The sequence below is a fragment of the Mesorhizobium sp. AR10 genome, assembly GCF_024746795.1.
GTDB lineage: Bacteria > Pseudomonadota > Alphaproteobacteria > Rhizobiales > Rhizobiaceae > Mesorhizobium.
On sequence record NZ_CP080524.1, the window covers coordinates 4,075,169 to 4,096,726 of the forward strand.

Annotated in this window: 20 protein-coding genes; 13 read left to right on the forward strand and 7 right to left on the reverse strand. The window is 61.9% G+C overall.

Going from position 1 to position 21,558, the window contains the following annotated elements; genetic code table 11:
* Positions 1–66: 66 nt before the first annotated feature.
* From LHFGNBLO_RS23295 to hflX, 5 genes are all read left to right on the forward strand, one after another.
* Positions 67–2,358, forward strand: a complete 2,292-nt coding sequence (locus tag LHFGNBLO_RS23295; protein ID WP_258601665.1) for a sensor histidine kinase NtrY-like — start codon at positions 67–69, stop codon at positions 2,356–2,358.
* Positions 2,348–3,709, forward strand: coding sequence for a sigma-54-dependent transcriptional regulator (locus LHFGNBLO_RS23300; protein WP_258601666.1), 1,362 nt, complete (start codon positions 2,348–2,350; stop codon positions 3,707–3,709). The genes LHFGNBLO_RS23295 and LHFGNBLO_RS23300 overlap by 11 nt, the downstream gene beginning before the upstream one ends.
* A gap of 90 nt (positions 3,710–3,799) precedes the next feature.
* Positions 3,800–4,660, forward strand: a complete 861-nt coding sequence (locus LHFGNBLO_RS23305) for a D-amino-acid transaminase (protein WP_258601667.1) — start codon at positions 3,800–3,802, stop codon at positions 4,658–4,660.
* Between the two features lie 145 nt (positions 4,661–4,805).
* Complete coding sequence (gene hfq / locus LHFGNBLO_RS23310; RefSeq protein WP_006202172.1) at positions 4,806–5,051, forward strand: RNA chaperone Hfq; 246 nt, start codon at positions 4,806–4,808, stop codon at positions 5,049–5,051.
* Positions 5,052–6,443, forward strand: a complete 1,392-nt coding sequence (gene hflX / locus LHFGNBLO_RS23315) for a GTPase HflX (protein WP_258601668.1) — start codon at positions 5,052–5,054, stop codon at positions 6,441–6,443.
* A 6-nt stretch (positions 6,444–6,449) separates the two neighbouring features.
* On the opposite strand, the gene mazG is transcribed toward hflX, so the two are convergent.
* The 3 genes from mazG to LHFGNBLO_RS23330 form a co-directional block, all read right to left on the reverse strand.
* A complete protein-coding gene (gene mazG, locus LHFGNBLO_RS23320) occupies positions 6,450–7,274 on the reverse strand; it encodes a nucleoside triphosphate pyrophosphohydrolase (RefSeq protein ID WP_258601669.1) in 825 nt (274 codons plus the stop codon).
* Between the two features lie 88 nt (positions 7,275–7,362).
* Entirely contained in the window at positions 7,363–8,547 is a 1,185-nt protein-coding gene (locus LHFGNBLO_RS23325; protein WP_258601670.1) for an aromatic amino acid transaminase, read from the reverse strand.
* A gap of 106 nt (positions 8,548–8,653) precedes the next feature.
* Positions 8,654–9,991, reverse strand: coding sequence for a PLP-dependent aminotransferase family protein (locus tag LHFGNBLO_RS23330; RefSeq protein WP_258609857.1), 1,338 nt, complete (start codon positions 9,989–9,991; stop codon positions 8,654–8,656).
* 99 nt (positions 9,992–10,090) lie between these two features.
* Between LHFGNBLO_RS23330 and LHFGNBLO_RS23335 the strand changes: the two genes are divergently transcribed.
* The 6 genes from LHFGNBLO_RS23335 to LHFGNBLO_RS23360 all read left to right on the forward strand — a co-directional run bounded on the left by LHFGNBLO_RS23335 (position 10,091) and on the right by LHFGNBLO_RS23360 (position 15,732).
* Entirely contained in the window at positions 10,091–11,065 is a 975-nt protein-coding gene (locus LHFGNBLO_RS23335) for a nitrate ABC transporter substrate-binding protein (protein ID WP_258601671.1), read from the forward strand.
* A 79-nt stretch (positions 11,066–11,144) separates the two neighbouring features.
* Positions 11,145–12,014, forward strand: a complete 870-nt coding sequence (locus LHFGNBLO_RS23340) for an ABC transporter substrate-binding protein (protein WP_258601672.1) — start codon at positions 11,145–11,147, stop codon at positions 12,012–12,014.
* 7 nt (positions 12,015–12,021) lie between these two features.
* Complete coding sequence (locus tag LHFGNBLO_RS23345; protein ID WP_413774642.1) at positions 12,022–12,969, forward strand: amino acid ABC transporter permease; 948 nt, start codon at positions 12,022–12,024, stop codon at positions 12,967–12,969.
* The gene (locus LHFGNBLO_RS23350) at positions 12,966–13,748 is read left to right on the forward strand and encodes an amino acid ABC transporter ATP-binding protein (RefSeq protein ID WP_258601673.1); all 783 of its coding nucleotides are present in this window, start codon (positions 12,966–12,968) and stop codon (positions 13,746–13,748) included. The genes LHFGNBLO_RS23345 and LHFGNBLO_RS23350 overlap by 4 nt, the downstream gene beginning before the upstream one ends.
* Positions 13,749–13,783: 35 nt before the next feature.
* Complete coding sequence (locus LHFGNBLO_RS23355) at positions 13,784–14,971, forward strand: M20 aminoacylase family protein (protein ID WP_258601674.1); 1,188 nt, start codon at positions 13,784–13,786, stop codon at positions 14,969–14,971.
* A 77-nt stretch (positions 14,972–15,048) separates the two neighbouring features.
* Positions 15,049–15,732, forward strand: a complete 684-nt coding sequence (locus tag LHFGNBLO_RS23360) for a Type 1 glutamine amidotransferase-like domain-containing protein (protein WP_413774729.1) — start codon at positions 15,049–15,051, stop codon at positions 15,730–15,732.
* 159 nt (positions 15,733–15,891) lie between these two features.
* On the opposite strand, the gene LHFGNBLO_RS23365 is transcribed toward LHFGNBLO_RS23360, so the two are convergent.
* The gene (locus tag LHFGNBLO_RS23365; RefSeq protein ID WP_258601676.1) at positions 15,892–16,587 is read right to left on the reverse strand and encodes a TetR/AcrR family transcriptional regulator; all 696 of its coding nucleotides are present in this window, start codon (positions 16,585–16,587) and stop codon (positions 15,892–15,894) included.
* A gap of 194 nt (positions 16,588–16,781) precedes the next feature.
* On the opposite strand from LHFGNBLO_RS23365, the gene LHFGNBLO_RS23370 reads away from it, so the two are divergent.
* Positions 16,782–17,270, forward strand: a complete 489-nt coding sequence (locus LHFGNBLO_RS23370) for a RidA family protein (protein ID WP_258601677.1) — start codon at positions 16,782–16,784, stop codon at positions 17,268–17,270.
* Positions 17,271–17,567: 297 nt separating this feature from the next.
* Entirely contained in the window at positions 17,568–18,350 is a 783-nt protein-coding gene (locus tag LHFGNBLO_RS23375; RefSeq protein ID WP_258601678.1) for a GNAT family N-acetyltransferase, read from the forward strand.
* On the opposite strand, the gene LHFGNBLO_RS23380 is transcribed toward LHFGNBLO_RS23375, so the two are convergent.
* From LHFGNBLO_RS23380 to metG, 3 genes are read right to left on the reverse strand one after another with little or no spacing between them, the layout of a single operon-like run.
* Positions 18,342–19,160, reverse strand: coding sequence for an MBL fold metallo-hydrolase (locus LHFGNBLO_RS23380; RefSeq protein ID WP_258601679.1), 819 nt, complete (start codon positions 19,158–19,160; stop codon positions 18,342–18,344). The genes LHFGNBLO_RS23375 and LHFGNBLO_RS23380 overlap by 9 nt on opposite strands.
* Positions 19,161–19,163: 3 nt before the next feature.
* Positions 19,164–19,958, reverse strand: coding sequence for a TatD family hydrolase (locus tag LHFGNBLO_RS23385; RefSeq protein ID WP_258601680.1), 795 nt, complete (start codon positions 19,956–19,958; stop codon positions 19,164–19,166).
* A complete protein-coding gene (gene metG, locus LHFGNBLO_RS23390) occupies positions 19,958–21,508 on the reverse strand; it encodes a methionine--tRNA ligase (protein WP_258601681.1) in 1,551 nt (516 codons plus the stop codon). The genes LHFGNBLO_RS23385 and metG overlap by 1 nt, the downstream gene beginning before the upstream one ends.
* Positions 21,509–21,558: the final 50 nt, after the last annotated feature.

The following is a 21,558-nucleotide window of genomic DNA, read 5'->3' on the forward strand; positions in this document are numbered from 1 at the left end:
ACTTGTTGCATAATCGCCACAATGCATTGCATACATCCGACGCAATCATTGGCTCCAGACGGCAACATGGCTTCGCAGGCTCCGACACTGAACGAACCGCTTTTCAGCAAACCTGGCCCAAGGGACGGGCGCCGGCTGCTTGCGCTGCCTGGTGTGGTCGCCATTGCCGGGGCGCTGGTTACGGCGGCGATCTCCTTCGCGATTCTTGTCGGCGCCACACCGATCATACCCAACGAGCAGACGACGCTGGCGCTCATCGCGCTCAACGCTGCGTTCGTTCTGTTCCTGATCGCACTGGTCAGCCGCGAAGTGCATCGCATTCTGATGGCGCGCCGGCACGGCAAGGCGGCGTCGCGGCTGCATGTGCGCATCGTGGCGATGTTTGCGCTGGTCGCCGCCATTCCCGCGATCATGGTGGCCATCATCGCATCGATCACGCTCGATATCGGCCTCGACCGCTGGTTCGAGATCCGCACCAAGACGATCGTCAATTCATCACTGTCGATCGCGGATGCCTATGTGCAGGAAAACGCCCGCAATCTGCAGGGAACGACGCTGTCGATGGCCTATGATCTCGACGCGTCACGCACGCTCTACGGCCTCGATCGAACCGGTTTCCTCGATCTGATGAACAAGGAAGCCGTGGGCCGGTCGCTGGCGCATGCAGCACTGATCAAGCCGGACGGTTCTTTCGTCATGAGCGCCAAGACCGATACGGATTTCGCCATGCCGGAGCCGCCGGAAGGCGCCGTGGCCAGTGCCGCCGATGGCAAGCCGGTGCTGATCGAGCCGAAAACGCGCAACATCATGGGCGCCATCGTCAAGCTCCGCGAGATCGAAGGGCTCTACCTCTACACCATTCGCCTCGTCGATCCCGAAGTGATCAAGGCGAGGCAGATCGTCAGATCCAACACCGACGAATATCGGGGTCTCGAAGACAATCGCCGCACCTCCCAGGTGGCCTTCGCGCTTCCCTATTTGTCGCTGACGCTGATCATCATCCTGTCCGCCATCTGGACGGGCATCGCGGTCGCCGACCGGCTGGTGCGGCCCATTCGCCAGCTTATTGGTGCTGCCGACGAGGTCGCGACCGGCAATCTCGACGTCGCCGTACCGGTTCGGCCTTCCGACGGCGATGTCGCGTCGCTCGGCGATACGTTCAACAAGATGCTGCTGGAGCTGAAATCGCAGCGCAACGAGATCCTGTCGGCCAAGGACCTGATCGACGAGCGGCGGCGTTTTTCGGAAGCGGTGCTTGCCGGCGTCACCGCCGGCGTCATCGGTGTCGATCCCTACGGCATCGTCACCATCGTCAACCGGTCGGCCGAAACGATGCTGGCCATATCCGCCACCGCAGCACTCGGGCAGAACCTTTCCGCCGTGCTGCCGCATGTAGGCCGCGTGTTCGAGATCGGCCGCAAGTCAGGCAAGCCCGTCTACCGCGAGCAGGTGACCTTCTACCGCGCCGGTGCGGAGCGGACGTTCAACGTGCAGATCACGATCGAGGCCGGCGACGACGGCTCCGAGGAAAAATCCTATGTGGTGACAGTCGACGACATCACCGACCTGGTCCAGGCGCAGCGCTCTTCCGCTTGGGCGGACGTGGCGCGCCGTATCGCCCACGAGATCAAGAACCCGCTGACGCCGATCCAGCTTTCGGCCGAGCGCATCAAACGCCGCTTCGGCAAGGTCATCACCGAGGACCGCGAGATTTTCGATCAGTGCACCGACACCATCATCCGGCAGGTGGAGGACATCGGTCGCATGGTCGACGAGTTCTCCGCTTTCGCCCGCATGCCGAAGCCCGAGATGAAGGCCATCGACCTGCGCGAATCGCTGCGCGAGGCTTCGTTCCTGGTCGAAGTGAGCCGCGCCGACATCGCTTTCGAACGCGTCTTCGGCAACGAGCCGCTCAAGGGCACGTTCGACAGCCGCCTGATGGCGCAGGCTTTCGGCAACGTCATCAAGAACGCGGCCGAGGCCATTGACGGACTTGATGCAAAAGACCGCCCGCACGGCATAATCCGGATTCAAGCCGGACGGCAGAATGGTGCGATCAGAATCGATGTCATCGACAATGGCAAAGGTTTGCCGCGCGAGAATCGCCAACGGCTGCTCGAGCCCTATATGACGACACGCGAGAAGGGCACGGGGCTCGGCCTCGCTATCGTCAAGAAGATCGTAGAGGACCATGGCGGACGGCTCGAACTGCATGACGCGCCACCGGATTTCCACGACGGCCGCGGCGCGATGATCAGCATCATCCTGCCGCCTGCCGCCTCTGCCACCGCGCCGTCGCGCGGCGACGGCAAGACGGAACACGAAAGAGAAACTGAAAAGGTCGGTAATGGCGTCTGACATTCTCATCGTCGATGACGAGGAAGACATCCGTGAACTTGTCGCCGGTATTCTGAGCGACGAAGGCCACGAAACCCGCACGGCATTCGATGCCGACAGTGCGCTGGCGGCGATCGCCGACCGCGCGCCAAGGCTGATTTTCCTCGACATCTGGCTGCAGGGCTCGCGTCTTGACGGCCTGGCGTTGCTGGACGAGATCAAGACGATGCATCCGGCCCTGCCGGTGGTGATGATCTCCGGCCACGGCAACATCGAAACGGCGGTGTCCGCCATTCGCCGCGGCGCCTATGACTTCATCGAGAAGCCGTTCAAGGCCGACAGGCTGATCCTCATTGCCGAGCGTGCGCTCGAAACCTCGAAACTGAAACGCGAGGTTTCGGATCTCAAGCTGCGCAGCGGCGAAACCTTCGACCTGATCGGCATGTCGTCGGCGATGAGCCAGTTGCGCCAGACCATCGAGCGCGTCGCGCCGACCAACAGCCGCGTCATGATCATCGGCCCTTCCGGTTCGGGCAAGGAACTGGCGGCGCGCGCCATCCACACACTGTCGGCGCGCAAAGGCGCACCATTCGTGACGCTGAGTGCCGCCAACATCACGCCCGAGCGCATGGAAATCGAGCTGTTCGGCACCGAATCCAACGGCACCGAACGCAAGGTCGGCGCGCTCGAAGAAGCGCATCGCGGTATTCTCTACATCGACGAAGTGGCCGACATGCCGCGCGAGACGCAGAACAAGATCCTGCGCGTGCTGGTCGAACAGCAATTCGAGCGGGTAGGGGGCACCAAGCGGGTCAAGGTCGATGTCCGCATCATCTCATCGACCTCGCAGAACCTGGAAGCGATGATCGCCGATGGACGTTTCCGCGAGGACCTCTATCACCGCCTGGCGGTGGTTCCGGTAATGGTGCCGGGGTTGGCCGAGCGGCGCGAGGACATCCCCTATCTCGTTGACAATTTCATGAAGCAGATCGCGCGTCAGGCCGGTATCCGGCCACGTCGCATCGGCGACGATGCGCTGGCGGTGCTGCAGGCACACAACTGGCCCGGCAACGTCCGCCAGTTGCGCAACAATGTCGAGCGACTGATGATCCTGGCGCGCGGCGACGATATCGATGCGCCGATCACCGCCGACCTTTTGCCGTCCGAGATCGGCGATGTCATGCCGCGTACGCCAAACCAGTCGGACCAGCACATCATGGCGCTGCCGCTGCGCGAGGCGCGCGAACAGTTCGAGAAGGACTATCTGATCGCCCAGATCAACCGTTTTGGCGGCAACATCTCGAAGACGGCCGAGTTCATCGGCATGGAGCGTTCGGCACTTCACCGCAAATTGAAGTCGTTAGGCGTCTGACCGACCGGACTGGCCGTGGCCCACGCATTTGTCGGTTACGGCAGCGGCGGAATCGCCTAAGAAGGCCGGGACTTTTCTCGAGGGCTTCTCATGCCGCGCATTGCCTATGTGAACGGGCGCTATGTCGCTCACGCCGACGCTGCCGTGCATATCGAGGACCGTGGCTATCAGTTCGCCGACGGCGTCTACGAGGTCTGCGAGGTGGCCCGCGGGTTCATCGTCGACATGCCGCGCCATCTCGCCCGGTTGAATCGGTCGCTGACCGAGTTGTCGATCGACTGGCCGGTCACGAAGGGGGTCTTGCCGCTTCTCCTGCGCGAGGTGGTGCGACGCAACCATGTCACCAACGGCCTGGTCTATGTCCAGGTGACGCGCGGCGTTGCCAGCCGTGACTTTGTGTTCCCGGCGGATACCCTGTCGTCCCTGGTGATTACGGCCAAAAAGGCCGATCCGGCTGCCGCCGCGAAGCGGGCGGAGACCGGGATCAAGGTTATCACCGTGCCGGAGAATCGCTGGGATCGGGTCGACATCAAGAGCGTCGGATTGCTGCCCAACGTGCTGGCCAAGCAGAAGGCCAAGGAAGCCGGTGCCCAGGAAGCCTGGTTCGTCGATACCGACGGCACCGTCAAGGAAGGCGGCTCGTCGAACGCCTGGATCATCACCGGGGATGGCGTTCTGGTGACGCGGCCGGCCGAGCACGGCATCCTGCGCGGCATCACCCGCACGACGCTGTTCGAGGTGGCCGCCAAGCTCGGCCTGAAGATCGAGGAGCGCGGATTTTCGGTCACCGAGGCCAAGGCCGCGCGAGAGGCTTTCGTCAGCTCGGCGACGACCATTGCCATGCCGGTCGTGGCAATCGATGGGGCGCCGGTGGCCAACGGCCATCCCGGTTCCATTACACTTTCATTGCGCCAAGCCTTTTTTGACATTGCGGAAAAAAGTCCAGCCTGATAACCGCACAGGTGGAATGAACTTCAATATATCTCGTTCTGCTTGTCGTTACTGACGGCAAGAGGGGGTTTGCGCGCTTGACATGTGCTGGTTAATTTGGCGCATTGGCGTGCAATCCGAAGGGGATCGGCGAAAGACAAGAACAATGGCGGAACGATCGCAAAACCTTCAGGACCTGTTCCTGAATTCAGTTCGCAAGAGCAAAAACCCACTCACCATCTTCCTCATCAACGGCGTCAAGCTGACCGGCGTGGTCACTTCGTTCGACAATTTCTGTGTTCTGCTGCGGCGTGACGGCCATTCCCAGCTCGTCTACAAGCACGCCATTTCCACGATCATGCCGAGCCAGCCGGTTCAGATGTTCGATGGTGAGGAAAGCCAGGGCGCCTGATTGGCACGTGAGAAAGACGCGGACGCTACAGTTCGCGGAAAACCAACCCACCATCCCGGGACGGAAGCCAAGGGCCCGACCCGGGCCGTTGTCATTGTGCCTGTCCTTACCCGCCACCAGCGCAATGACGACGAGACCAACCGTCCACGGCTGATGCGTTCGGCCGAGGCTCGCCATGACGAAGCGGTTGGCCTTGCGCGCGCCATCAACCTTGATCTGATCCACACTGCGGTGGTGACCGTCAACGATCCACGCCCGGCAACCTTGCTCGGCAGCGGCAAGGTCGAGGAGTTTGCCGAGATCGTCAAAGAGGGGCACGCGGAGGTGGTCATCGTCGACCATCCGCTGACGCCGGTGCAGCAGCGCAATCTCGAAAAGGAACTGAATGCCAAGGTGCTGGACCGCACCGGGCTGATCCTTGAGATCTTTGGCGAGCGCGCGCGGACCAAGGAAGGCACGCTGCAGGTAGAGCTTGCCCATCTCAACTACCAGAAGGGTCGCCTCGTGCGCAGCTGGACCCACTTGGAGCGCCAGCGCGGTGGCGCCGGCTTCCTCGGTGGTCCCGGCGAAACGCAGATCGAGTCGGATCGGCGTGTGCTGCAGGACAAGATCATCAAGCTGAAGCATGAGCTGGAAACCGTGCGTCGCACGCGCGACCTGCACCGCGCCAAGCGCAAGAAGGTGCCGTTCCCAGTGGTGGCGATCGTCGGCTATACCAATGCCGGCAAGTCGACGCTGTTCAACAAAGTGACTGGCGCAGGGGTGCTGGCGGAAGACATGCTGTTTGCCACGCTCGACCCGACGCTGCGCCGCGTGCGCCTGCCGCACGGCACACCAATCATCCTTTCGGACACGGTCGGCTTCATTTCGGACCTGCCAACGCACCTGGTTGCAGCCTTCCGTGCAACGCTCGAAGAAGTGGTCGAAGCCGATCTGGTCATTCACCTGCGCGACATTTCCGATCCCGACACTTCGGCGCAGGCTGAGGATGTCGAGCGTATCCTCGCCGATCTCGGCGTCGATGCCGGTGACACCAAGCGCGTCATTGAAGTGTGGAACAAGATTGACCGGCTCGACGAAGGCAACCGGGCGCGGTTGCTCGCCGATGGCGCGGACGGCAGAAAGGCGCCGCCGGTCGCCATATCGGCAGTTACCGGTGAGGGCATCGATGCGCTGAAGGCGATCATCGAGACACGGATGTCGGGTGAACTGGAATCCCTGACAGTGACGATAGAACCGGCGCAATTCGGCCTCGTCGATTGGCTTTACCGCAATGGCGATATCGTTTCGCGCGCCGACAATGAGGATGGCAGCACGACCATTTCGCTCATGGCTACGCACAGCGCCAAGCAGGAGATCGAAAGCCGATTGCACCGTAAAAACAACGGGTAAGAGCTTTTATTTCGCGCTCTTGGCTTGCTGCCAGAGTGCTTCCATTTCGTCCAATCTCGCCTTTTCGAGTGTGCTTCCGGAGGCTTCCAGTTTCCGCTCGACATAGTGAAACCGCGACCGGAACTTTTCATTGGTGCCGCTGAGTGCCGCTTCGGCATCGAGCTTGAGGTGGCGGCCGAGATTGACGATGGCAAACAGCATGTCGCCGAACTCGTCCTTGATCGGTGCGCTGTCACCCTTGGCAAGCGCCTCGCGCAATTCGCTGATCTCTTCCTCGATCTTGTCGAGGATCGGTGCTGCCTCGCTCCAGTCGAAGCCGACGCGGGCTGCCTTCTCCTGAAGTTTCAACGCACGGGTCAGCGCGGGCAGGGCGACCGGCACGCTGTCCAGAAACCCCTTACCGTTGTCTTCGGGATCGAGCCCGCGGGCGAGGCGTGCACTCCGCTTTTCCGCCTTCTCTTGCGCCTTGATCTTTTCCCACATGCCCTTGGCCATGCCGGCGCTGCGTGCCTGTTCGTCGCCGAAGACGTGCGGGTGACGGCGGATCATTTTTGTGGTGATGGCCTGGACGACGTCGCCGAAAGCGAATTCACCGGTCTCCTCGGCCATTTGCGCATGGTAGACGACCTGCAGCAGGAGGTCGCCCAGCTCGTCGCGCAGGTCGTCGAGATCGCCGCGCGCAATCGCATCGGCCACCTCATAGGCTTCCTCGATCGTGTAGGGCGCGATGGTCGAAAAGTCCTGCTCGATGTCCCACGGGCAGCCTGATTTCGGCGCCCGCAGCGCTGCCATGATCTCGATCAGCCGGGAAATGTCTTGCGAAGGTTTCATGGCGCGAATGCTATCGCGCGGCCGGCCGCGCGGCCAACGATGTCAGCCGGCGAGAGCGCCTTGTCCACAGTTGCGAACGGCCGCTCTATCAGTCCAGTACTGACACGATCGCTTTGGCGAGTTCGTCCATGCCGTCCTCGGGCAAGCCGGCGACGTTGATACGGCTGTCACCGACCATGTAGACGCCATGTTCGGCGCGCAGCCGCTCGACTTGCGCCTCGGACAGGCCAAGTCGGGAAAACATGCCGCGATGGCTGGCGACGAAATCGAAGCGATCGGAATTGGACTGCCGCCGCAGCGCGTCGGCGAACGCCACGCGAAGCCGCAGCATGCGCAGGCGCATGTCCTCGAGTTCCGCTTCCCAGTCGGCGCGCAACGTGGAGTCTTCAAGCACGATGCGCACCGCGGCCGCACCGTGGTCCGGTGGCATCGAATACATGGCGCGCGCCGCCGACAGCATCTGGCTTATCGCCACATCCGCCTGCGCGCCGTCCTTGGCCAGGATCATCGCCGCGCCGACGCGGTCGCGATAGACGGCAAAGTTCTTCGAACAGCTTGAGGCGACAACCATTTCCGGGACTTTCGCCGCCAAGAGACGCAAGCCGGCGGCGTCGGCATCGAGGCCTTCGCCAAAGCCCTGATAGGCAATGTCGACAAAGGGCAACAGGCCGCGTTCGACGACAAGATCGGCGATTTCAGCCCACTGCGCAGCATCCAGATTGGCGCCGGTCGGGTTGTGGCAACAACCATGCAGCAGCACGACGTCGCCGCTCTTTGCGGTCCGCAGCGCTGCCAGCATGTCGGCGAAACGCACCGCACCGGAGGCTGCGTCGAAATAGGGATACTCGCGTATCTGCAGGCCGGCGGCACGCATCACCGGCATGTGGTTGGGCCAAGTCGGGTCCGACAGCCAGATCGTTGCGTCAGAGCGGGTCCGTTTCAGCAGTTCGGCGACCAGCCGCAGCGCGCCGGAGCCGCCGGGCGCCTGTGCGGCACGGATGCGCGTCAGGTCGGCGGCAGGGCCAAAGGCCAGCCTGGCCATTGCGGTGTTGAAGGCGGTGTCGCCGGCAAGGCCTAGATAGGTCTTGGTATCCTGGCTCTGCAGCAGGCGCTTTTCGGCCTCGCGCACAGCGCGCATGACCGGTGTCTTGCCGTCGCGGTCCTTATAGACGCCGACCCCAAGATCGACCTTGTCGGGGCGCGGATCAGCGCGGTAGAGGCCGATCAGGGCAAGGATCTTGTCGGCTGGGGCAGGCTGGAGAGTTTCGAACATCAGCGTGGGTTCCGTTGGCGGCGGAGTGATACGCAAATCGGTCGAGCTTCGCCAGAGGTTTCATGTGGCTGTCCCAAAACCGAGACCACTTTTAGGGCGACATGCATTAACCAGATTGAGGATGGCACGCCAACGCGATCGAGTCGGCTACATGCTCAAGCAGCTCATCGTTCAGGACCCCCGTGGCCACTCGGATGGCGCTGGTTGGCTTGGTCGAGAATTTAGCACCTGGGGTGACCGCGATGCCGCGTGCCGCCAATGTTACCATCGCATAGGATTCCGAAGCGACCGGAACGTAGATACTCAGCCCGTAGCCCGGATCCACATTTACACCGCGCCGTGCGAGTGCCTCGGCTAGCCGCTCCCGCCGGTGTCGATATATGCCCCGCGACAGTTCGACCGTCTCCGCCGTCGACGGGTCGCTGAGCAGCCACGCAGCCGCCGATTGCAGAATGCGGCTGGTCCAACCGGCACTGAAACTGCGATAGGACTGGATTTGTTCGACAATCGTCGCCGAGCTCGACAGCACCGCCAGACGCAGGTCTGGCCCAAGTGTCTTCGAGTAGGAGAGGATATGGATAACGCGATCCGGAAAGCGCCCGCCCAGGGAAATCCGGGGTATGTCGCTGATGTCAGCGACGCCGTCGTCCTCGATGATCAGCGTATCTGAACCGGCCAGGATATCGCCCAGCGTCTCCAGCCGTGCCGCCGACATGCAATGGCCCGTGACGGCATGGATGCGCGGCTGGAACACGAAAGCGGCCGGCTTCTCGGCAAGCGCTTTGGTGAGCGAAGCCGGGCAGGGGCCGTCTGAATCGCAATCCACCGGAATGATAGGGACGTCGAGATCCTCCAGGATGTCGAGCAGCCGGAGCGCGGTGGGATCCTCGATCGCCACCGGCGGGCCGGGCCGCAGCAGCGCGTGCAGCAATGTATAGATCGCGTTGTAGCCGCCATTGGTAGCCAGGAAAGCTGCCGCGGCATACGGCCAGGTCCGTCGGATGGATTTCTCAAGCTCCGGCAGGATGCGAACGCGCTCATAGCTGTTCAGCTCTTCGGCTCGGGCTCCATGCCGCAGGGCGGCTTCCGGGGAGGGCAGCAAGGCTCGGTCCGGCACGGCAGAGGCCAAGTTCAGCACGCCAGGGCCGTAGTTTCCGCCACTGGCGAGGCGCAGAGGTCTCGCGGCGAACCGGTCACCCATGACCCATGCGCCGTTGCGGCCCAGACCCCCTATGATCTTGTGCCGGCGCAAATCGCTCCAGGCCTCCGATACCGTGGCTGGGCTGACCCCAAGGGCGAAGGCAAGCTCGCGAACCGGCGGCAGTTTCGATCCCACCGGCAACGCGCCGCTGCGGATAAGCGCACTCGTCTCGCGGGCGATTCCACGCGTCGTTCGGTTGCCCAGCCGCTCGGCAAACCACTTTGCATCGTAAGTTTGTGCCATCGCCAAATTTAAATGTTCAGTAACGTAATAGCATTTGATCAGAAATATTCGAACATTTATAGGAGCCACATCAGAGCCCGTCAATATCGAGTTTTACGGATGGCCATATCAATCAAGATCGCGGCCCGAGATTGGGACTTTCTCACCCCTCTTCTGTTAGGGGACGTGTCGTCGGAGCGGCTCGAGGTCAAGGTCGACCGCGTCGCGACACTGCTCGGCGATCTCAGCGGCGATCCCGTCTACGACGCGGCGGAAATGTCCTTCAGCCGCTATGCCTCCCGGCGCGCTGCCGGCGACGACACGCTGGTGGGTGTCCCCAATTTTATCATGCGCGGCTTTCGCCATCGCTGCATCATCACCCGGGCGGCAAGCCCGCTCGAGCAGCTGAGCCAACTCGCCGGCAAGCGCATCGGGCTGACAGGCTGGCGGGATTCGGGAAACACCTGGACTCGCGCGGCACTGAGACATGAGGGCGTGGGCGTTGAAGACGCATACTGGTTCGCCGGCAGGCTGACATCCGACCATCCGATCGTCGACCGGCTCGACGGATTTGGAAGGCCAGGGCGCATCGAGGCCATACCGGGCGAGCGGCCGATGATGGAGCTTCTCGAAACGGGAGAACTCGATGCGGTTTTCACGCCGTTCATGCCGCAGGGCTATTTCCAGGCAGGGTCGCAGTTTCGCCAGCTTGTGCGCGACTTCAGAACCGCCGAACTCGAGTACTTCCGGGACGTAGGCTATGTGCCGGGCATGCATCTCATCGCTCTCAAGGCGGACGTGGTCGAGCGGCATCCGTGGCTGCCGGACGAATTGAGCGCGCTGATCGACGCAAGCCACCGCCTGTGGACCGAGAAGCGCCGGAAATATGCCGAAACGAGCCCCTGGATCATCGACGAATTGCTGCAAAGCGCGCGAGCTCTGCCGCAGGGCTGGAGCGACAGCGGACTGGCCGAGAACCGGACCATGATCGAAGACTTTGCCAGGGAACTCCACCTGCAGGGCATTGCCGACCGGCTGCTATCGCCAGAAGAGCTTTTCCCATTTGAAACCAAGAGCCGACGAACGGCCGCATGACGCCCAGAGTTCGAACATGATCCTTCCCGAAACCGGGTTCCACTTTTCGGGCCGGACGCCACCAACAGAGGAGAACACCATGACCCCCAAACCAGTATTTGCAGCGCTTCTTGCTACCCTGATGAGCCAGGCCGCGGCTGCGCAGGACGTGCCGAAGCAGACGGTCAACGAAGAATTGCGCGCCCGGCTGCCGGAGGAAATCCGCAAGGCCGGCACGATGACGGCCGTGAACAACGGTTCGTTCCCACCCTACGAGATCGTGACAGGCACGGAATTGACCGGCGCGACGGCGGACCTGTCGGATGCGATGGGACAACTGTTCGGGATCAAGATCGAACACGCTTCGGTCGCTGGCCTGCCGGCCTTGCTGAGCGGCGTCAACTCCGGACGCTACCAATTCGCCTTCGGACCCGTGGGCGATTATCCGGATCGACAGAAGTCCAATGACTTCGTGGACTGGGTCCGCGAGTATGTCGTCTTCGCCGTCGAGAAGGGCAATCCGCAAGGCATCGTGTCGCTGGACACCGCTTGCGGCAAGCGGATCGCCGTCATGTCCGGCGGTTCGGCCGAGAAGGTGATCAAAGAGCAGTCGGAGAAATGCGTTGCCGGTGGCAAAGAGGCCGTCGAGGTTCAGTCATTCACCGATCAGCCAACGTCGATCCTTGCCGTCCGCTCGAAGCGCTCCGATGCGTTTTTCTCGTCCCAGGCGCCGCTGACGTATTTTGTCCAGCAAGCGAAGGGACAGCTCGAACTGGCCGGCGTCGGTCAGAGCAACGGGTTCAAGGACATCTTCCAGGGCGCTGTCGTAGCCAAAGGATCACCGCTTGGCGGAGCCCTGCATGATGCATTCAAGGTCCTCATGGACAACGGGACATATGCAGCCGTTATGAAGAAGTGGGGGCTCGACAACAACATGATCAAAGAGCCCGGCATCAATCAGGGCAAGTAGGCAAGAGATGAGCGACATTGCCATGCAGCATGCGGCGGGGCTGCCCGCCGCGCCGGACGACGCCTTGCGCGACGTCGAGCGGGCACACAAGCCATTCCGCACGGATCGTCTCGTCCTCTGGACCCTGACGTTCGCCATTGCGGCGGGCTTCGCCTACATCGTCGGCACAAATCCAAATTTCGGTTGGCCGGTTGTCGCCCAGTACTTCTTTGATCCGACCGTCATGCAGGGTCTGTCGGTCACGTTGGGACTGACGGTGGTGGCTATGGCCATTGGCGTCGTGCTTGGGCTTCTGCTGGCGATCGCGCGGATGTCGAACGACAGGCTGGCTTCAATGCTGTCGGGGCTGTTCATCTGGTTCTTCCGGGGCACACCACTCCTGGTGCAACTAATCTTCTGGTATAATCTGTCGACGCTGTTCCCAAAATTGTCGATCAGCATCCCGTTCGGCCCCACGCTTGCAAGCTGGGACACAAACGATTTGATCACGCCCCTGACCGCGGCGATCGTGGGCCTTGCGCTGAACGAGGCCGCCTACATGGCCGAGATCATTCGCGGCGGTCTGTTGTCCGTAGACAGGGGCCAGACCGAAACCGCCGAGGCCTTCGGAATGACCAGGGCCCGGGCGCTTTGGCGCATCATCATCCCGCAAGCGATGCGCTCGATCGTGCCACCGACGGGAAACCAGCTGATCAGCATGATCAAGGCGACATCGCTGGTCAGCGTCATTGCCATGGCCGACCTCCTCTATTCGGTGCAGTCCATCTACAACCGCACCTTCGAGGTCATCCCGATGCTGATGGTCGCCGTCGTCTGGTACCTGCTGATCACCTCGGTCCTGAATGTCGGCCAGGGCATGATTGAGCGACACTACGGGCGAGGGGATCGCGGTTCGCAAATGGCTGTGCGCAAGAAGGCTGGCACTGCCGCGGCTTCCAAGGGGGAAAGCCAATGAGCGGATCAGCGGAAACCAGCGCGCCAGTCGTCCGGGCGCGCAACGTCCACAAGGCTTTCGGTCATGTCGAGGTGCTGAAAGGCATAGACCTCGACGTTGCGTCCGGCGAAGTCGTCACGATCCTCGGGCCTTCCGGGTCGGGCAAGTCGACTTTCCTGCGCTGCATCAACCATTTGGAGGCGATCGACCGTGGCTCTATCGAGGTGGACGGCGAGCAGATCGGCTACAGGCTGCACAACGGTCGGCTCGACAAGCTGCACGGTCGCGCCATCGCCGCGCAGCGGCGCAAGATCGGCATGGTGTTCCAGCAGTTCAATCTCTATCCGCACATGACGGCGCTCGAGAACGTCATTGAAGCACCGGTCGGGGTGCATCGACAAAATCGCCACGAAGCCTTGCGGTATGCCAAGGAATTGCTCGCCCGCGTTGGCCTTTCCGAAAAAATGGAATCGTATCCGCGTCAGTTGTCCGGAGGTCAGCAGCAGCGTGTAGCGATTGCCCGGGCGCTGGCCATCCGGCCGAAACTGATGCTGTTCGACGAGCCGACTTCGGCGCTGGACCCCGAATTGGTCGGCGAAGTGTTGGCAACCATGCGCGATCTGGCGAGCCAAGGCTTGACCATGATCGTGGTGACGCATGAGATTGGTTTCGCCCGCGAGGCTGCGGACCGGGTCGTATTCATGGATGACGGCCATGTTGTCGAGGCGGGACCGCCCGAGGAGGTGCTCTCGAATCCGCAACATGCCCGGACGCGCAGCTTCCTCAGCCGCTTCATCTGAATTTCCGCGCAGCCTTACCGCCAGTACGAGAGATCATGACCAGAGATTCGAACCACTTTGCCGAAATCGCGGATTTCGCGGCGCATGAGCCCGATCTTCGCCAGACGCGTCATCACCTTCATGCCAATCCCGAATTGTCGTTCGAGGAGCACCAAACGGCTGCCTTCGTTGCCGAAAGGCTGCAGGACTGGGGTTACGAGGTCACGCGCAATGTCGGCGGGCTGGGCGTGGTGGGCAGGCTACATCATGGATCCGGCACGCGCAGCATTGCCATCCGCGCGGACATGGATGCGTTGCCGATCGACGAGGCGACCGGTGCGCCCTATGCCAGCCGGTCGCCGGGCAAGATGCACGCCTGCGGGCATGACGGCCACACTGCGATGCTGCTCGGCGCTGCCGAATATCTCGCCAGGACCCGGCATTTCGACGGCACGGTAAATCTGATCTTTCAGCCGGCGGAAGAAGCCGGCGCGGGCAGCGGTGCACAGAAGATGATCGCCGATGGCCTGTTCGAGCGATTTCCCTGCGACGCCATCTTTGGCCTGCACAACCATCCGGGCGCGCCGGAGGGAGCATTCCTCATGCGCTCCGGCCCGCTGATGGCGGCCAGCGACACGGTGAGGATCCTGATCAAGGGCCGCGGTGGCCATGCCTCCCGCCCACATCTGACGATTGATCCGATCGTGGCGGTCGCCAATTTGGTGATGTCGCTGCAGACTATCGTTTCGCGAAACGTCAACCCGACGGAGACGGCGGTCATCACGGTCGGCACGATCCATGGCGGCACCGCGTCAAACGTCATCCCCGACCAGGCCGAGATTTCTCTTAGTGTCCGGTCCTTTTCGCCGGAGGTGCGCGAGACGCTGGAACGCCGGATCAAAGCACTCGCAATCTCAATCGCGGAGGCCCATGGAGCGGTCGCCGAGATTGAGTACGAAAAGGGCTATCCGGTTGTCGTGAACTCGGAAGCCGAGACGGCTTTCGCCACCGACGTGGTCAGGGAATTGGTCGGAGAAGACAAGGTTTCGCTATGCTCTTTGATTCCCGGCAGCGAGGACTTTGCTTATTTTCTGGAACACAGGCCAGGCTGCTTCCTGCGGCTCGGCAATGGCGAAAACTCCGCCATCCTGCACAGCCCACGCTACGACTTCAACGACAAGAACCTTACGGTCGGTGCAGCGCTTTGGGCAAGATTGGCTGAGAGGTATCTGGCGGCGCGGTGAGTGCCGAGATCAGCATCGCTGGCGACAGGATGGGGAAGGGCAGTTTACTCGTGGTTGGCGCCGCGCCACAATTCCTTATGATCAACGCGGTCTTCTACAGCGACCAGGTCATTTCAGCGAACGAGAAGGTCGACATTCGTTTGACCAAGCTTATGCGCGAGCGTGGTCGTCGTATTGGATATGTTCCGTCCGGACCAGACCCGGATCTGTGGTTCTACTCGGAGAAGCGAGCCTACTACGCCCGGCAGGGGCTCGACCTCGACATCTTTTACGACCTTGACCGCGATCACGACAGCGCCGAGCGGGATGCCTTGCTGGCGTGCGATGCAATCCACCTTTCGGGCGGGAACACCGCCGCTTTTCTTGCCCGGCTCAGGCGCAGCGGCATGCTGGACAGGTTGCGCAACTGGGCCAACGATGGCGGCCTTCTCGTCGGCACGAGTGCGGGCGCCATCTTGATGACCCCGACCATCGCTGTGGACGCGCTGTTCAGCAACAAGCGACCGGAGGACGCAAAGGACAGCGCAGCGCTCGATCTCGTGCCGTTCGAGTTCTTTCCCCATGTGCAGGCGAAGCCGAGCTACTTGCCGGACTTGCTTGCTTACAGCACCTGGAATTCAAGGCCGATCATCGCTTGTCCGGACGGCGACGGAGTCGTCGTCGCAGATGGTGTCGTCGAATGCATTGGTGATCCATTTTGGCTTTCCAATGGATCTGTCGAGCGGGTCAGGGAGACGGCTTTGGCGGCTCTTCGGCCTTGACGCTGCCGGCCATTCAAGTGATTCAGAGACACGGCATGATGGAAATGTGACAGTGACGCTCCTGCTGGCTCAGGCGTGAGCGCCCGATCGGGGCGATCCAGTCAAACTCCCGGCTTTTATTTTCCCATCCCAATTGCGGCATCATCGCGAACCGGAACTTTATCTTGGGGCGAGGCCATCGAGCACGAAGCCGAGGCCTTTGCGGAAGGCGCCATCCCAATCGTTGTCCAACAGCAGACGAGAGCGTTCGATCGTTGGGTAGCGTTCGCTGAGACGTGTAAGGCGCTGCTGCGCGGCGGCCATGTCGTCGTCAGAGAGATCGAAGCTCGCCCTGCTGATGGTGGCGCCCATCACATAGTTCCAGAGCGACCATATCGCGACGTTCAGATCGGCATCCGCTACACCGGCTCTGGACAAGGTCTTGCTCAGCAGTTCCAGGCGACTGATGATGTTCGGGCCGAGCGTCCGGCGCGGCAACAGCGATGCCGACCAAGGATGGCGCAGCATGCTGGCGCGCCAGTCTTCGAGCATATGAACGACTTCTCCGCGCCAGTCTTGAGACTCAACTGTTTGCGGCGGTCCGCGATATTCGAGCACCGAGTCGAGCGCCAGATCAAAGACATCCTCTTTGTTGTCGACGTGCCAATATAGGCTCATCACGCCCGAGCCGAGGCGATCGGCCAGCCGACGCATCGTCAATCCGTCGAGCCCTTGAGCGTCCAGCAGTTCTACCGCGGTCGCCACGATACGTTCCCGAGAGAGAGGCGGTTCACCGAGCGGCTCCTGCACGGGCCGGGGCAACTCCCTTGTCCGTTGAGACCGTTTGCTTCGGGCGCCGCTGCGTTTGGCTGCCATCCGTCTTCCTCGCTGGCCGGAACCTCGATTTTGGCAGGCACCGTCAGGAATGTCGATGCTGACCGCTTGACTAGTACGTTGTACCATACGATGACTCGTACATCGTATGAGTCATCGTATGACTGATATGGGCCAAGTTCAATCATGCCGATCGCGAGGGTACGTCGATCGCAATCCGCGGAGCCGAGAAAATCATGTCACGCGCAATCAAGCATCTGCTTATCGGAGGACTAATCATCATGACCATGGCAGTTCCCACTGCGACGACAGCGAATGAGAATGATCTCAAGCTCACCATCGTCAACCCACAGACCCTCTACGACCCGTCGCCGAATGGCTACAGCACAGCGGTGATCACTCCCCCCGGAGCCCGCGTGGCCTACATCTCCGGGCAGGGCGGTCAAGACAGCAAGGGAGGCTTGTCGCCCGACTTCGCTGTCCAGGTGAAACAGGCATATGCGAACCTGCGCACCGCGCTTGAAGGGATCGGGGCCAGGCCGGATCAGGTCGCCAAGCTTACGGTCTTCGTGGTCGACCACGATATGTCCAAGCTTGAGGTGTTGACCAGGAACGTCAAGGACATGTTCGGCGAGGCGCTGCCGGCGCAGACGCTGGTTCCCGTTCCCAAGCTTGCTATTGACCCCATGCTCTTCGAGGTCGAAGCCATCGTCATTCTGGAATAGCGGGCGGCGCTCTTGGCCCGATCGCTTGAGTTGAAATGCGTCGAGCGCGCCGCAGATAGCCGCGCGTTCACAATCACGAGGGCTCAGCCGCCTGGACGAAGCTCAGCCTGTGATCGCGGATATTCTGCATTGCTTTCAACACGGCGAAGCTCTGTGGGCGCCACATCCGAAAGTCGCATAAGATAGATTATGGAACTTATGCTTTGACCGATACCGGGAAATTGCTGCCGATTTTCATAGGCTTGGCACGATCGATGTGTGTTGCCTTGAGCAGATGGCCAACGCTACGCTGCCCGGATGACGACAGCAAAGCGTGAGATTGAATCGGCAATCGAGGTGTTCGTGCACGGCTACAGCACCGGCAAGAGCCGCACGTTTCCTTACGAGGCCAGCCGCGTCGGGCCATTGTGGCTGATGCGCGATGCCGAGCGCAAGAATTCTCGCGACTACCGCAGCGAGGAATGGGTCGTCCATGACGTTGCCGCTCAGGAAGCCGATGCTATCGTACGGCAGCATGCGCGGCGGGGCTTTGCCATTTCCGTCGTGGTCGCGAACGACGAGCCGGATGGGCCGACGCGAACCGCATACAAGGCTCTCGGCTACCGGCTGCTTCGGACGGAAGGCTTTTTCATCCATCGGTTGCGCCAGATTCCAAGCCCGCCGGCGGTTGCCTCGGTCGAACGCGTGCGCACAGCCGAACGGGCGGCGCAGTTGGGAAAGATCATGCGCAGGCGCCCGATCGCCGACAATCTGCTCGGCGACGGCGCGCCGTTCCGCCAGTATGTGGCGATCAATGGCGACGCTATCGTCGGGCGCGTGCGTAGCGTGGACGCCGTGGGCGCCACGTGGTGCGCGGATATGTATGTCGAGCCTTCGCACCGGCGTCGCGGCCTCGGCCAGGCTCTGATGTCGAAAATGCTGCGCGACGATCGGGCACAGGGGTCGCGGTGCTCGGTACTGACCGCTACCCACGCCGGGGCGCTGCTCTATCCCCGGATGGGCTATGAGCGGATAGGAACGCTGCTGATGTTTGGCCAAAGGGCCGAACGCCTTCATGAAGCACCATTCCTATCACGCTGATTCGTAAGGGATTTCTACTGCCATTCCGTCATAGGCCGGCACGACGTTGTCCGGCGTCTCTGCCATGACCGTGGCGTAGTCGAGCGGCACGTGCATGTGAATCAGCACGGCATTCTTCGACGCCAGTTTCTCGATCCAGCCAAGCGCCTGGCCGAGCGACAGATGGCTCGGATGGGTATTGTACTGGAGCGCATCGATGACCAGCACGTCCAGCCCGCGCAGGCGCTCCACGGTGGCGTCCGGAAAGTCGCTTATATCGGGGCAATAGGCGAGACCGCCGATGCGGAAACCAAGCGAAATGATGTCGCCGTGAATCTGCGGCAGCGGCTCGAGGGCGAGGGCACCGCCCTCGCCTTCGATCACCACGGGCTTGGCGTGGTCGATAATGTGGGCACTGACGATGGGCGGATAAGAACTGCCTTGCGGCGTCTCGAAGCAATAGCCGAACGCCTCGCGCAGTCGCAGCATGGTGGGTTGATCGGCATGGATATCGATCAGTTGGCGCTGTTCGAGCACGAAGCCGCGCAGATCGTCGATGCCGTGGATATGGTCTGCATGCGGATGCGTATAAACGACCGCGTCGATGCGCTTGACCGCCGCCATCAGCATTTGCTCGCGGAAATCCGGCCCAGTGTCGATGACGACGGTGGTGCGGCCACCGTTCGCCGCGATCCGCTCGACGAGCACCGCGGTGCGCATGCGCCGGTTCCTCGGATTGGACGGATCGCAATTGCCCCAGTCGCCGGTGATGCGCGGCGTGCCGGGCGACGAGCCGCAGCCGAGAATGGTGAGGCGCAGCCGGTCGCTCATGCGTCAGGCGCTCAGCGCGTTCGGACGGGGCATTTTCCGGAACAGGCGGAAGAAATTATCCGTCGTGACCGCCGCGATCTCGGCCTCGCTGACGCCGATCGTGTCGGCCAGCACCTTGGCGGTATGCGCGACATAGGCCGGCTCGTTGCGCTTACCGCGAAACGGCATCGGCGCAAGATACGGCGCGTCGGTTTCGACCAGCAGCCGGTCAGGCGGCACATCGGCCGCAATGGCGCGCAGCTCGGCCGAGTTCTTGAAGGTCAGGATACCGGAAAAGGAAACATAGCCGCCGAGCGCCACGCCCACTTCGGCGAGCCTGCGTCCCGACGAAAAGCAGTGCAGAATGAAGGGGAAGGCGCCCTTCCCTGTTTCCTCCTCGAGGATCGCGGCCATGTCGTCGTCGGCGTCGCGCGAATGGATGACCAGCGGCAGGCCGGTCTCGCGCGCGGCGGCAATGTGGGTGCGAAACCCTTGTGCCTGCGCGTCGCGCGGCGCGTGGTCATAGAAATAGTCGAGCCCGGCTTCGCCGATCGCAACCACCTTGGGATGCGCGGACAGGCGGACAAGATCAGCAACAGTCACATCCAGCTCTTCAGCGGCATTGTGCGGATGGGTGCCGACCGAGCAATAGATTTCGTCAAAAGAGTCAGCGATCTCAATCACTTGCTGAAACCGCTTAACGCGTGTCGAGATCGTCACCATGCGACCGATACCGGCGGCCAGAGCGCGGGCGACGATGGCCGCCCGCTCCTCGGCGAAATCGGGGAAGTCGAGATGGCAGTGACTGTCGACCAGCATCAGGCGTTCGCGTCCGGCTGTTCGACATAGCGTGGGAACACCGGCTGCGGCGCCGGCAAAGCCGTGCCGGGCACCAGTGCGCTGGTTTCTGCGACATGGCTGAAATCGCGATTGTCAGCGGGCACCGCCAGCAGGTCGAGCAGCTTGGCCGCCGAGCTTGGAATGAACGGCTGGCACAACAGCGCTACCCGACGGATCACTTCGGCGGTCGTCCACAGCACCGTTTCCATGCGCGCCGGATCGGTCTTCTTCAACGCCCAGGGCTCCTGTGCGGCGAAATAGCGGTTGGCTTCCGCCACCACGGCAAAGATCGCCGCCAGCGCTAGGTGGATGCCTTGCTCGGCCATCGTCTTGCGCGCGGTGACGAGTGCTGCCATTGCCTGGTCGAGGATCGCCTTGTCGGCGTCGCTTGGCGCGCCGCGCTTCGGCACCACGCCATCGCAGTTCTTGGTAATCATCGACAGCGAGCGCTGCGCCAGATTGCCGAGGTCGTTGGCGAGGTCGGCATTGGTGCGGTTGACGATCGCATCATGGCTGTAGCTGCCGTCCTGGCCAAACGGCACTTCGCGCAGGAAGAAGTAGCGCACCTGATCGAGGCCGTAGTGCTCGACCATGGCGAACGGATCGACGACGTTGCCGACCGACTTCGACATCTTCTCGCCGCGGTTGAACAGGAAGCCGTGGGCGAAGACACGCTTCGGCAGCTCGATGCCGGCGGACATCAGGAAAGCCGGCCAGTAGACCGCATGGAAGCGGACGATGTCCTTGCCGATGATGTGCGTGGCCGGCCAGTAGCGCCATTGCTCGGACTTTGTGTCCGGATAGCCGGCGGCGGTGAGGTAGTTGGTCAAGGCATCGACCCAGACATACATCACATGCTTGTCGTCACCGGGCACCGGCACGCCCCATTTGAAGGTCGTGCGCGAGATCGACAGATCCTTCAGTCCGGACTTGACGAAGCTGAGCACCTCGTTGCGGCGCTCGACCGGGCCGACGAAGTCGGGCTGGTTCTCATAAAGTGCCAGCAATTTGTCCTGATAGGCTGACAGCCGGAAGAAATAGCTCTCTTCCTCGGTCCATTCGACAGGCGAGCCAAGCGGTTCGCGCCGCACGCCGTCGTCGCCGACCGTGGTTTCGCCCTCGTCGAAATAGGCTTCCTGGCGGACCGAATACCAGCCGCTATAGCGGTCGAGATAGATGTCGCCATTGGCGGCCATCGCCTTCCAGATCGCCTGGCAGGACGCGTAGTGGCGTGGTTCCGTCGTGCGGATGTACTCGTCATTCGAGCCACCCACCGCCTCGGTCATCGAACGGAAGATCGCTGAATTGCGGTCGGCAAGCGCCAGAGGCGTGATACCTTCCTTCTCAGCCGTCTGCTGCATCTTGAGGCCGTGTTCGTCGGTGCCGGACAGGAAGAATACGTCCTTGCCGTCCAGGCGCTGGAAGCGAGCCAGCGCATCGCTCGCGATAACGGTGTAGGCGTGGCCGATATGCGGCTTGCCGTTCGGATAGAAAATCGGCGTCGTCAGATAGAATTTTTCGCGTGACATGAATGGACCGTCATGAAGTCTGAAATGGCAGTTGTGGCGGTGGATATCGC

Bases quoted from the DNA above. Each gene is read 5' to 3' on its own strand.
- LHFGNBLO_RS23295 (WP_258601665.1), top strand. From the start codon at position 67: ATGGCTTCGCAGGCTCCGACACTGAACGAACCGCTTTTCAGCAAACCT.
- LHFGNBLO_RS23300 (WP_258601666.1), top strand. From the start codon at position 2,348: ATGGCGTCTGACATTCTCATCGTCGATGACGAGGAAGACATCCGTGAA.
- LHFGNBLO_RS23305 (WP_258601667.1), top strand. From the start codon at position 3,800: ATGCCGCGCATTGCCTATGTGAACGGGCGCTATGTCGCTCACGCCGAC.
- hfq (WP_006202172.1), top strand. From the start codon at position 4,806: ATGGCGGAACGATCGCAAAACCTTCAGGACCTGTTCCTGAATTCAGTT.
- mazG (WP_258601669.1), bottom strand. From the start codon at position 7,274: ATGAAACCTTCGCAAGACATTTCCCGGCTGATCGAGATCATGGCAGCG.
- LHFGNBLO_RS23325 (WP_258601670.1), bottom strand. From the start codon at position 8,547: ATGTTCGAAACTCTCCAGCCTGCCCCAGCCGACAAGATCCTTGCCCTG.
- LHFGNBLO_RS23330 (WP_258609857.1), bottom strand. From the start codon at position 9,991: ATGGCACAAACTTACGATGCAAAGTGGTTTGCCGAGCGGCTGGGCAAC.
- LHFGNBLO_RS23335 (WP_258601671.1), top strand. From the start codon at position 10,091: ATGGCCATATCAATCAAGATCGCGGCCCGAGATTGGGACTTTCTCACC.
- LHFGNBLO_RS23340 (WP_258601672.1), top strand. From the start codon at position 11,145: ATGACCCCCAAACCAGTATTTGCAGCGCTTCTTGCTACCCTGATGAGC.
- LHFGNBLO_RS23345 (WP_413774642.1), top strand. From the start codon at position 12,022: ATGAGCGACATTGCCATGCAGCATGCGGCGGGGCTGCCCGCCGCGCCG.
- LHFGNBLO_RS23350 (WP_258601673.1), top strand. From the start codon at position 12,966: ATGAGCGGATCAGCGGAAACCAGCGCGCCAGTCGTCCGGGCGCGCAAC.
- LHFGNBLO_RS23355 (WP_258601674.1), top strand. From the start codon at position 13,784: ATGACCAGAGATTCGAACCACTTTGCCGAAATCGCGGATTTCGCGGCG.
- LHFGNBLO_RS23360 (WP_413774729.1), top strand. From the start codon at position 15,049: ATGATCAACGCGGTCTTCTACAGCGACCAGGTCATTTCAGCGAACGAG.
- LHFGNBLO_RS23365 (WP_258601676.1), bottom strand. From the start codon at position 16,587: ATGGCAGCCAAACGCAGCGGCGCCCGAAGCAAACGGTCTCAACGGACA.
- LHFGNBLO_RS23370 (WP_258601677.1), top strand. From the start codon at position 16,782: ATGTCACGCGCAATCAAGCATCTGCTTATCGGAGGACTAATCATCATG.
- LHFGNBLO_RS23375 (WP_258601678.1), top strand. From the start codon at position 17,568: ATGACGACAGCAAAGCGTGAGATTGAATCGGCAATCGAGGTGTTCGTG.
- LHFGNBLO_RS23380 (WP_258601679.1), bottom strand. From the start codon at position 19,160: ATGAGCGACCGGCTGCGCCTCACCATTCTCGGCTGCGGCTCGTCGCCC.
- LHFGNBLO_RS23385 (WP_258601680.1), bottom strand. From the start codon at position 19,958: ATGCTGGTCGACAGTCACTGCCATCTCGACTTCCCCGATTTCGCCGAG.
- metG (WP_258601681.1), bottom strand. From the start codon at position 21,508: ATGTCACGCGAAAAATTCTATCTGACGACGCCGATTTTCTATCCGAAC.